The sequence below is a fragment of the Mesorhizobium sp. M2A.F.Ca.ET.039.01.1.1 genome, from assembly GCF_003998035.1.
Taxonomy (GTDB): Bacteria; Pseudomonadota; Alphaproteobacteria; order Rhizobiales; family Rhizobiaceae; genus Mesorhizobium.
The window spans coordinates 26602-36918 of sequence record NZ_RZRY01000007.1 but is presented as its reverse complement, the minus strand read 5'-3'; the positions used below and the strand labels follow the sequence as shown (position 1 = coordinate 36918).

Genomic DNA, 10317 nt, shown 5'->3' with positions numbered 1-10317 from the left:
CCTCTATCCCTTGATCTGGATCTTCTTCGGCCGATCCGCCTCCGGCCGGTGCAACTCGACTTCGAGCAGCCCGTTGGCGAAACGCGCCTCGACCCGTTCCGGGTCGACGCGGAATGGCAATTGCACTGTCCGGGAGAAGGTCCCATAGGCGCGCTCACGGCGGTGCCAGACGGATTTCTCGTCCTCCGTTCGAGGCTCGCGCGTTCCCTTCAATGTCAGAATGTTCTCGCGCACCGTGAGGCCGATTTCGTCAGGTGATATCCCCGGCAGTTCCGCGGCCACCGCCACGCTGTCCTCGCCAGTCCAAAGATTGATCGGCGGAAACTCCTGAGCGGCGCTGGCGGTCAGCCCGGCCAAACGCTGGTTTACTTCCTGTTGCATGCGCCGCATTTCCACAAACGGATCGAACCCGATGCGGCCGAAATCCGACAAAAGCATGTACATCCTCCTATGATTCACGACCTTGCATGATTGCCACGCGCGACACGTGCGTGCGCACCGGAAGCGGAATCGATCGATGGCAACAGGAGGGGCGATCAGCACAGAGACCGAGCGGCCCGATCGCGCAACCTCGCAGAATGCGAGAAAGAGGGGTTCGGGCAGACGCCGGAACACATCCTCCTTGCGAAGCGACATGAACCGAACTCGATCCACCGTAGGGCCGGACCGTCATTCCCGTGCCAGGACCCGATAGCGGCATCCGGCTTTATCATTAGGTGGCCCCAAATGGCCTTTCACGAGGTGATCTTTGACATTCCACCAGTCACCTCTTCGGCAACAGCGGGGTCCCTTCGAATCCGTAGCCACGTTGCCTCTAGTCGCTGATTTGGCTTCCCTTTGCGCAACTGTCGGGATCGACGAAGCGTCCCGAATTGCACCGCGGTTCGATCAACTGATCGCAGGCGACGCGCCGCATCGTCATGGTAGCTGACGAATGAATCGGCATGACACGTCGCAGTGACCGAGACATCAAGCCAGCACCTATGTCGGCTTGCCGCAAGTCAAAAGAATCCAGCCCTGCGTGCCGCGTTCGCTGACCTTCGCCAGTGACGCCATTTGCATTTCGGCCGGACAGATGGGCACAGACATGTGCAATTCCCGCATCGCCCATTATTGGAACTCACAAGGCGGCGTTCTTTCCGTCTTGGCGAGCAGCGGGCCAACGCGTTACCGGCGGTGATCTTCCTGCAGCTTTAAATCAGTCGCCACCAACGACGAAATCAGATTTGGCCAGCACGCCGGCAATCCTGGCAAATCCCACAATGCTTGCCGCGCCTGCTCGGGTGTCATCTGTCCGGCGATCGCTGCGTTGCTGCTTCTCACCGCGCAACTGAATACCGGTCCCCGACGCGCTTTTGGCCACTGATTCAGGAATACGAGCGCTTCGCGCACTGTGTTGATGTCGTGACGACGTCGTTGGTCTTAACCTGGACCGGCGATAGGAAAGCCAGACCGGTTATTCTTACCTCCCTGCGATCGCACGCTGGATCTTTCATTCGGTGGTTGGTTGCGTGACAGGTTTCGAACGTTAGGTCTTGTTTTCTCTGGAAGATCGGGCTGTACGACATAATCCAAATGTTGCGACGCAGCGAAGGCTTCTGCTGGTTCCCGAGTTGAAAAAGCCAGTTGCACCTGGATGAGTGTGTCGCCGCCACCCAATAGCCCATCAGATGTTCAATGGCAGGCGGCGTCCGACGCTCGAACAGCAAGCGCCACGGCCGGCGGGTAGCCGATGCCACAGCTTTGGAGCTGCCCCGGATACTATTATAAGACCGATTGACGCGGGGCTCGACGCGTTTGCGGCAAATAAGCTCGAGTGTGGACAGAGATGTGACGTTCTATTGAGTCGCTGACCCAATCGGTAGCGACCTGGTGATCCACGCAACCAATTCCGGTCGTTTCTGTCACTAAGAACTCGATATTCGCTATTTGCACCTCGAAAGTCGCATAATTGGCAGTGAGAAACTCAACGCGTTGTGAGGATGGCATAGAGAAGCAGTAGCCCCTTCTCTAGTCTCGCTACGGGAAAAATTCTGGAAAATGGGTCTGCTTGGCTGGACGCAGAACGCTGTGGTTATTCAGCCGGCATTTCTGAAGCCTCTCCAAGACAAACAGCTTGCCTTCGCGCACGCTGTCTTCGAGCGGCTTCGGCTTCGCCAGATGCGCCGCAATCGCGCTGGCCAGCATGCAACCTGTCCCGCGCATCGATGTGGCAAGGCGCGGTGCATCGAAGCGGATGGGTTCGTGCCCGGAGCGTAACAGAATATCGGTCGACCGGGTTCCCGACGCATGCCCACCCTTGATCAGCAGGGCTTGAGGGCCGGCGGCCAGCAGTCTTTTTCCTTGTTGGAGCGCTCCGTCCTCATCCACTGCCAGTTCGGAGCCACTAAGGAGCGCCAGTTCAGGGAGGTTGGGCGTGACAATGCAGCAAAGCGGCATAAGATCGCGCTTCATGGCAGCGATAGCGCCTGCTTGCAGAAGTGCGCGGCCTGAGGTGGAGGCCAGCACAGGGTCGAGTACTGCGGGGACATGCGGAAATTTGCGCAGCACTGCGGCAACGGCAACAATGATCTTGGCAGTCGCCAGCATGCCGATCTTGATTGTGGCCACGTCGTTGGCCTGCAGCGCGGCGCACATCTGATTGGCCACCAGGCTAGGTGGCGAATAATAGATTTCGATCACGGCGTCATGCGTTTGCACCGTTAGCGCTGTGACGGCGAGACAGGTGCGCACGCCAATGGCAGAGATCGTCTCGATATCGCGTGCAATTCCAGCACCGCCACTGGAGTCCGATCCACCGACGACAAGCACATGTGGTTCTCGCCTCAGCGCCATTGGTCCGTCTTTTCGATCCATTCTCGCGTGCGCGCCTCGGGGTCGTCGTTGAGCGTGATGTCGGTCACCACCGCCGCGCTGTCCGCGCCAGCCGCAAAGACACCGTCGAGCCGCTCAGGGTTGAGGCCACCAATGGCGACCAATTGAAACGGCGCGACCTGGCGCTTCCATTCGCTGATCCGTTCGACCCCTTGCGGCGCCCATTTCATCTTCTTCAGGATGGTCGGATAGATGGGTCCAAGCGCTATGTAGTCAGGCTCGGCGGCCATCGCCGTTTCCAGCTCCTGATGATCATGTGTGCTCAGTCCGAGCCTTACGCCGGCTGCCCGTATCGCCAAGAGGTCAGCGGTCTGCAAATCCTCCTGGCCGAGATGTATGAAGTCGCAGCCTTCCTCGATTGCCAGGCGCCAGTGGTCGTTGACGATGAGTTGGCACTGGTATCGAGCACACAAGGCCTTCGCGGTGCGGATCTCCGCGCGCAACCCAGCCTCATCCACGGTCTTGATGCGCAGTTGCAGAAGCCGGACTCCGAGTGGGACCAGCCGTTCGATCCAGGCAGCGCTGTCGACGATCAGATAAAAGGGATCGAGCTTCATGAAAAAACGGCCCTGCCGACCATCGGTGTCGATGGCACGGCGACGTCGCGCGGTTCGAGCATTCCCGAACTGAACGCCTCACGACCGGCGTCGACCGCCTTACCGAAAGCACGCGCCATGCCGACCGGATATGCCGCCTTGGCGACCGCTGTGTTCAGGAGCACGGCGTCAAAGCCGAGTTCCATGACGGTGGCCGCGTGCGACGGCCGTCCGAGCCCCGCATCCACAATCAGCGGGACGCCAGGGAAATATCCGCGCATCGAGCGCAGCGCCGTCATGTTGACCGGTCCCAAGGCGGAACCGATCGGTGCGCACCACGGCATCAGGACCTTGCAGCCCGTTTCCAGCAGCCGCTCGGCGACAACGAGATCGTCGGTGGTATAGGGGAATACCGCAAAGCCGTCCTCGCACAGGATGCGGGCGGCTTCAACCAGACCGAACACATCCGGCTGTAGCGTGTCGTGATTGCCGATCACTTCGAGCTTGATCCAGTTGGTGCCGAAGACCTCGCGCGCCATTTTCGCGGTGGTGACGGCTTCCTTGACGGAGAGGCAGCCGGCGGTATTGGGCAGGATTCTGGCGCCCAGCGAGCGGATCAACGACCAGAATTGTTCGCCGGCTCTACCGCCCGCCATCTCACGCCGCAACGAGACGGTCACCACCGACGTGCCCGACGCCTTGACTGCATCGGCAAGGATGGCCGGCGAAGGATATTGAGCGGTGCCGAGAAGCAGGCGCGACGAAAGCTCGGTTCCATAAAGCTCCAACATGCTAGCCGCCCTGCATGGGCGAGAGGATTTCGATCCGGTCGCCGTCGCTCAACTGGAACTCCGTGCGGTTGGCTTTGTGCACGAGGTCGCCGTTGACGGCGGTGGCGAGCCAATCGCCCTCATAGTCGAGCGCGGCAAGCAACTCGGCCAGCGTGGTGGCGGCAATCTCACGCGCCTCGCCGTTGACCATCAGTTTCATGAGCATGCTCCTTGGTTCTGTCTTGACTGAAAACCAGGCCGGCAGCCTGGCGCGCCATGGCGGGGGCGAGGAGAAAACCGTGACGATAAAGACCGTTGATCGCGATGATCTCACCGTCTGTTTCGACGCGTGGCAAATTGTCGGGAAATGCCGGACGGACACCCACACCGGTTTCAACGATCTCGGCCTCACCAAAGGCCGGATGGAGGGCATGGGCGGCGCCCAGCAGCTCCATCATGGAACGCGCCGTCACCGGTCCGGCGCTCTGGCTTTCAATCATCGTCGCTCCGATCATGAAACGGTGATCGGTGCGCGGCACGGCATAAAGCGGAAAGCGTGGATGAAGCAAACGGACCGGCCGCGACAGCGAGACATCAGGCGTGCGAAGGATCAGCATTTCGCCGCGAACACCGCGCAGCCTGTCATCGGCCGCTGCCATTCCCATGCAGTCTATCTGACGGGCGAAACCCGAAACAGGCCGGGCGTCGCAGCCGAAGTGGAATTTGACACCCATGGTCGCAAGGTTGTCATGAAGTGCCGCCATCGCCTGGCGTGGGTCGAGGTGAGCCTCGTTGGGGAAGAGCAATCCACGCCGGAAGCGGCCGGCGAGGTCGGGTTCCAGGAGCGCAATTTCGTTTTCATCGACGCGCCTATGCCCTGACGTGCGACTGGCGAACCGGTCAAGCTCACCGGCATCACGCGGCGCGGCCACGACCAATGTCCCGGCCCGTGTCACCTGACCCGACAGCACCGCATCCCACCAGTCGGCAGCGTCGCGTCCGAGATCCAGCACCGGCTGCTCCGCGCTTTCGCGCTCGCACCATGGCGCCAGCATGCCGCCGGCGAACCACGACGCGTTGCCGCCAAGGCCATGCCGCATCTCGGCGACTGTGACCGTCGCGCCGCGGGCGGCGAGTTCGAAAGCGACGGTGAGGCCGGCAACGCCGGCCCCTTTGACGAGCACCCTCATGATGGTTTGGGAGCCTCCGGCACGACCGGTACGCCAGTCTCGTCCGCCGGCATGTAGAGATCGCCGCCCTCCCGGTATTTTGCCGCCATTGCCGCCATGCCTTCCTTCTGAGCCTCGGCACGGATGTCGTGGGAAATGCGCATGGAGCAGAATTTCGGCCCGCACATCGAACAGAAATGTGCCAGCTTGTGCGCCTCCTTGGGCAAGGTCTGGTCGTGGAAGGACCGTGCGGTTTCGGGGTCGAGCGACAGGTTGAACTGGTCCTCCCAGCGGAACTCGAAGCGCGCGCGCGAAAGGGCATCATCCCTGGTTTTCGCTGCCGGATGGCCCTTCGCCAGATCGGCTGCATGGGCGGCTATCTTGTAAGTGATCACCCCAATCTTGACGTCGTTGCGGTCGGGAAGGCCGAGATGCTCTTTCGGCGTGACGTAGCAAAGCATTGCGGTGCCGAACCAGCCTATCATGGCGGCACCTATCCCTGAGGTGATGTGGTCATAGCCCGGCGCGATGTCGGTCGTCAGCGGCCCCAACGTGTAGAACGGCGCCTCACCGCACACTGCGAGCTGCTTGTCCATGTTCTGCCTGATCTTGTGCATGGGGACATGGCCCGGGCCTTCGATCATCACCTGGCAGTCCTTTGCCCAGGCAATCTTGGTGAGTTCTCCAAGTGTTTCCAGTTCGGCGAATTGCGCCGCGTCGTTCGCATCGGCGATTGAACCGGGACGAAGGCCGTCGCCGAGCGAGAAGGAAACGTCATAGGCTCTGGCGATGTCGCAGATCTCCTCGAAATGCTCGTAGAGGAAGCTCTCCCGGTGATGGTGCAGGCACCATTTGGCCATGATCGAGCCGCCGCGCGAGACGATGCCCGTGACCCGGTCGACGGTCAGCGGTATGTAGTGCAGCCGCACGCCGGCGTGGATGGTGAAATAGTCGACGCCTTGCTCGGCCTGCTCGATCAGCGTGTCGCGATAGACCTCCCAGTTGAGGTCCTCGGCGATGCCGCCGACCTTTTCGAGCGCCTGATAGAGCGGCACCGTGCCGATCGGCACCGGTGCATTGCGCACGATCCAGTCGCGGATGTTGTGGATGTTGCGGCCGGTCGACAGGTCCATCACCGTATCGGCGCCCCAGCGGATCGCCCACACCATCTTTTCGACCTCTTCGGCCATCGACGATGTGACAGCCGAGTTACCGATGTTGGCGTTGATCTTCACCAGGAAATTTCGCCCGATGATCATCGGTTCGCTCTCGGGATGATTGATGTTGGCGGGAATGATTGCGCGTCCGCGCGCCACCTCGTCGCGCACGAATTCGGGTGTGACGAAATCTGGGATCGCCGCGCCGAAGGCTTCGCCGTCGCGTTGCAGCTTGCCGCGCATCACCTCGCGGCCGAGATTCTCGCGGATGGCTACGAACTCCATTTCTGGCGTGATGATGCCGGCGCGCGCATAGGCAAGTTGGGTCACCGCCTTGCCCTGCTTGGCCTTGAGCGGCCGATTGCGTATCGGAAATTCCGGTGTCAGGCGCTCGCCGGTGGCGAATCCATTGTCTTCCGGCCGGACGTGGCGGCCGTCATAGGCTTCGACATCGCAACGCGCCGTGACCCATTCGTGGCGAAGCCGGGCAAGGCCTTTTTCGATGCTGGTTTGGACTGATGGATCGGTGTAGGGGCCGGACGGATCGTAGACGGTGACGGGCGGTTCGCCGGCCGTCGGATGGACGGAAATCTCGCGCATCGGCACCCTGATCTGCGGGTAGAGGACGCCGGGCTTGTGGATTTTCCGCGAGGCGGGCAGTGGTCCCGTCGACACGGCGGGGGTGAGGGCATTCATCGTGAGGCTCCTTTGCTCATGCATTGGAGACCCAGTTCTGTGCCGGAAGGATGAAAAGACGCTTCTGTAGACCTGCTGCAGCAGGACCTCGGGCGTAAACTCCCGCAAAGCGCTTGCACCGTCCCTACGCCAGTATGAACTGGATCAGGTTCAACGGGTCACTGCGCCGCGAAAGCCAGCAGTATCTCAGCCCCTTACCGGGACTCCCCTGGTGAATGCCTCAAGTTGAATGGGCCGGTGCTGCTTTGTCAAGCGCCTTCGGGCGCCTTCGGGCGCCTTCGGCCGGTGGCGACGTCCGGCGGCCGGCCGAGCGGAGAGCTCGCGCATGCATCGGGGACAAGTCACGCCCCGTAGACCAGGGCTGGAATGGCCAAAGTCTCATTCGCTTCGTGAAGGATGGAAAAACTGTATCGGCCATGTGCGTCGAGATCGACCGAGTAGCTCAGGCGGTCACGGATGTGGTTATCCTGGTCGAAGGCGACGATTTGCGGCTTCAGCGAGGTGATTTGCACCACGTCCAGGTAGATGGAGTTGCAGATATGATCTGGTCGTCGGGCTGGCAGGTGCAAGCGGCCGCTCTATTCAGGATGCGGCATCGGCGGCGTTCCCGATACCAATGATATCTTGCGGGCAACTTATGCAATCACCGGCTTCGTAAAACCCGACGGCGGCGGCCGTGTCCTGGCGCTGAGGATGTGCCGCTGTTCCAGCAGAGAAATCGCGTGGGCGCGGAGTTTTCGCTCTGCGAGGAAGAGTTGACGCAATCGTTTAGCTTGCTTGCAGTTCGTAGAGACCCGCCTTTGAAAGCAACTAAGCTATTGCATTGATATGTTGGTGCGCGATCGATCGCTACATAGCCGGCCGCCATTATCCGAGTATTGATCCGCCGGTGTTCGTGTTGCCGTATATGGCAATCCCTGCGAGATCGTCGCGGCCGGATCGGCCGCACCCTCTAGTCATAAAAGGGGAAGCGACCGAGAATTCCGCTGCCGAAAACTTCTCTGGCTTGGCTATGCATGCGGTAGATGAGATCGCCGCCTACCGCGACCTGGTCGAGGAAGGCATCGACGCCCAGTTCGGACAGCCTGGTTATCGCAATGCGTTAGCGGCTCAGACTTGCGGTCTCGAGAGCGGCCTTTGGGGGTCACCTCTTTTTTGTTTCAGAGGTTGGAAGACGGCTGCTCGTTACCCAATAGAAATGGCGACTACGGAACGCGATCGATCGCGGCCATCAGGAAACACCTGTCTTCGGCTCAACCTCGACATGGCGTCCGATCGACCGCAGATATACAGCTATCTCGTCCATGAGATGATCGCGTTCGCCGTAGATCTCAGCAATCCTGCGCAGCTGTGGCTCGACGGACCTCCGTTGCGCCGGCGTCAAATCAGCATCGCCAAAGACATATCCCAAGTTGCCAATCGCGCAAATGTTGCAGCCGGCCTCCACAACTGCTTGCACGAATGCCGGAATGTCTTTTTCTTGCATAGTCTTCATGTCGAACCTCTCGTGAATGGCGTGCTTGCGCGCCCATGCTGCCTTTTCAGCGTGTCCTCTGGGCGGCGCAAGCCTTGAGCGTAATTGTGCCGGGCAACCTCGACTATCCCGTCTGCCACGCTCTTTAGAGTCGGTGGGGTCTGGTGATTGCAGGCTGGGCCACTCAAAAGCCTGCAAGAAGAAAGTCATGGCGACCATTGCTCAAGATCGCGAGGGTGCGTGCAAGACCTTCCGTTGGCAGTCATGCACGCTCACCCAGCAACTGGGTATTGAGCAACTGGGTCTCACGTCGCGGGTCTCGTGTGCTTCACAGCCGAAAATAAGGTACCACCGTGGCTATTCTCAAGTGCAGGCTACCTCTTCAGGACACGGCGGAGTGCCTTCCGACGCACCCCTGGTGCAACGTGCGACCTAACGAGACACATCTCGTTCGCGTTCCCTCGACCTTTCTTCGTATTGCTGCTTGCCCTGCGATTTCAGGCCCTCTGCTAGCTTCTCGGCCGCTCTTTGGCCTGCAATGTCACTATTCAAGATCATATCCGACATCCCTGGATGGTCATAACCGTAATGCGCATGCAGTTTCCCTCACGAGCAGCGCCTATCCGTCGATTAGTTCGTCTTCCGGAACCCGAAGCCCTTTTTATCCGGCGTACCTATCCACCATTCAACCGGTATACCTTTCCCAACTTTGGCGGACCATTTACCTCAGGCATGATCATCTCGCGTGACATTTTTTTTTGGCGCCATCATCGCACGTGGCATTTTCTAAAAACCAAGACGTGTCAATTTGTAAAATCAAGGATGCGGCCGCGCCCGTTGCGAGGATTTGCAGGTAGCTCTTCAGCCCCAACACGATGTGTGAGGCGGCGGTGGAAAAGGCAACCGACGGCGTCGACGCGTCCTTTGATGATCGCAAGCGATATGCTTCGTCGCGAGCCCAGATTGCGGTCTCGGGCACAAGGCGAGATCACAGTTCTGCGATCTGTGGTAACGCGAGCCCGCAAAGCGCCGCTGCGGCCACCGCTTTTGGAATCTGGACGAGATTCGTCGTCGTCTGAGATCAGTTGATCGAGCAGTTCGCGCGCGCGGGACGCGCTTGCGGTGCAGTCTCTCCCGCGAGCTCGCCCGTGACCTTCTCATCGACGACATCCGAGAGCTGCGCGGACGGCCCTATGACCTCGTCGCTGTCGCCGGCGGCTGGAAGCACCTGACACGGCCGGCCTATGCCGATGCCATCCGCGCCTGCGGAAGCAGCGGGCGTGCCGTGGACCTGACGTGGTCGGACGTGCTGATGCTGATGTGCATCGGCACTTCCAGCCGATTACCCGCGCCGAATTGTCGTCGGTTTTCGGGAAGTAATCAGTCGCGACCTGATCGGCCATCTGCGGCACCGGCCTGATCGCGTCGAACCCGCGCAGTCCGACGCCCGGCGCTCCCTACACCTATGTGACGACAAAAGCGTCCTGCTCGAGTTCGGCCTCGACACGCTTCGCGATCTCCCGGACTGCGAGGCGCTCGAGGATGCCGGGCTGCTGAGCAGAGATGAGCTGCTTGCTGGTGAAATTATGCCAGAGTTGGCTAGTGGCCATGAGGATGCGGGTTTGGATACGGAGGAATAGC

10 protein-coding genes, 1 pseudogene and 1 riboswitch are annotated in these 10317 nt (G+C 60.4%); of the genes and pseudogenes, 1 reads left to right on the top strand and 10 read right to left on the bottom strand.

What is annotated here, in order from left to right; genetic code table 11:
- Positions 1–3 precede the first annotated feature (3 nt).
- The 10 genes from EOA24_RS01880 to EOA24_RS44035 all read right to left on the bottom strand — a co-directional run bounded on the left by EOA24_RS01880 (position 4) and on the right by EOA24_RS44035 (position 8895).
- Complete coding sequence (locus tag EOA24_RS01880) at positions 4–636, bottom strand: Hsp20/alpha crystallin family protein (RefSeq protein WP_126057616.1); 633 nt, start codon at positions 634–636, stop codon at positions 4–6.
- A 531-nt stretch (positions 637–1167) separates the two neighbouring features.
- Positions 1168–1392, bottom strand: a complete 225-nt coding sequence (locus EOA24_RS01875; protein WP_245454712.1) for a DUF982 domain-containing protein — start codon at positions 1390–1392, stop codon at positions 1168–1170.
- Positions 1393–2019: 627 nt separating this feature from the next.
- On the bottom strand, positions 2020–2835 hold the full coding sequence (locus EOA24_RS01865; RefSeq protein WP_126057617.1) for a hydroxymethylpyrimidine/phosphomethylpyrimidine kinase: 816 nt from the start codon (positions 2833–2835) through the stop codon (positions 2020–2022).
- Positions 2826–3431 (bottom strand): thiamine phosphate synthase, encoded by a 606-nt coding sequence (locus tag EOA24_RS01860; RefSeq protein ID WP_126057618.1) that lies wholly within the window; start codon positions 3429–3431, stop codon positions 2826–2828. The genes EOA24_RS01865 and EOA24_RS01860 overlap by 10 nt, the downstream gene beginning before the upstream one ends.
- Positions 3428–4201, bottom strand: coding sequence for a thiazole synthase (locus EOA24_RS01855; RefSeq protein WP_126057619.1), 774 nt, complete (start codon positions 4199–4201; stop codon positions 3428–3430). Before EOA24_RS01855 ends, EOA24_RS01860 begins: the two co-directional genes overlap by 4 nt.
- A gap of 1 nt (position 4202) precedes the next feature.
- A complete protein-coding gene (gene thiS, locus EOA24_RS01850) occupies positions 4203–4400 on the bottom strand; it encodes a sulfur carrier protein ThiS (RefSeq protein WP_126057620.1) in 198 nt (65 codons plus the stop codon).
- On the bottom strand, positions 4369–5370 hold the full coding sequence (gene thiO / locus EOA24_RS01845) for a glycine oxidase ThiO (RefSeq protein ID WP_126057621.1): 1002 nt from the start codon (positions 5368–5370) through the stop codon (positions 4369–4371). Before thiO ends, thiS begins: the two co-directional genes overlap by 32 nt.
- On the bottom strand, positions 5367–7202 hold the full coding sequence (gene thiC / locus EOA24_RS01840; protein ID WP_126063809.1) for a phosphomethylpyrimidine synthase ThiC: 1836 nt from the start codon (positions 7200–7202) through the stop codon (positions 5367–5369). The genes thiO and thiC overlap by 4 nt, the downstream gene beginning before the upstream one ends.
- A 103-nt stretch (positions 7203–7305) precedes the next feature.
- Positions 7306–7422: riboswitch (TPP riboswitch) on the bottom strand.
- Positions 7423–7543: 121 nt separating this feature from the next.
- The gene (locus EOA24_RS01835) at positions 7544–7771 is read right to left on the bottom strand and encodes a hypothetical protein (RefSeq protein ID WP_245454713.1); all 228 of its coding nucleotides are present in this window, start codon (positions 7769–7771) and stop codon (positions 7544–7546) included.
- 662 nt (positions 7772–8433) lie between these two features.
- Positions 8434–8895 carry a hypothetical protein gene (locus EOA24_RS44035; RefSeq protein ID WP_306283303.1) on the bottom strand — a complete coding sequence of 154 codons (462 nt, stop codon included), beginning with the start codon at positions 8893–8895 and terminating at the stop codon, positions 8434–8436.
- An 898-nt stretch (positions 8896–9793) separates the two neighbouring features.
- Between EOA24_RS44035 and EOA24_RS42765 the strand changes: the two are divergent.
- Positions 9794–10316 (top strand): annotated as a pseudogene (locus EOA24_RS42765) (SMC-Scp complex subunit ScpB).
- Position 10317: the final 1 nt, after the last annotated feature.

Excerpts from the sequence above, each read along its gene's own strand:
- EOA24_RS01855 (WP_126057619.1), bottom strand. The coding sequence starts at position 4,201 with ATGTTGGAGCTTTATGGAACCGAGCTTTCGTCGCGCCTGCTTCTCGGC.
- EOA24_RS01880 (WP_126057616.1), bottom strand. The coding sequence starts at position 636 with ATGTCGCTTCGCAAGGAGGATGTGTTCCGGCGTCTGCCCGAACCCCTC.
- EOA24_RS01860 (WP_126057618.1), bottom strand. The coding sequence starts at position 3,431 with ATGAAGCTCGATCCCTTTTATCTGATCGTCGACAGCGCTGCCTGGATC.
- thiC (WP_126063809.1), bottom strand. The coding sequence starts at position 7,202 with ATGAATGCCCTCACCCCCGCCGTGTCGACGGGACCACTGCCCGCCTCG.
- thiO (WP_126057621.1), bottom strand. The coding sequence starts at position 5,370 with ATGAGGGTGCTCGTCAAAGGGGCCGGCGTTGCCGGCCTCACCGTCGCT.
- EOA24_RS44035 (WP_306283303.1), bottom strand. The coding sequence starts at position 8,895 with ATGGTCGCCATGACTTTCTTCTTGCAGGCTTTTGAGTGGCCCAGCCTG.
- thiS (WP_126057620.1), bottom strand. The coding sequence starts at position 4,400 with ATGAAACTGATGGTCAACGGCGAGGCGCGTGAGATTGCCGCCACCACG.
- EOA24_RS01865 (WP_126057617.1), bottom strand. The coding sequence starts at position 2,835 with ATGGCGCTGAGGCGAGAACCACATGTGCTTGTCGTCGGTGGATCGGAC.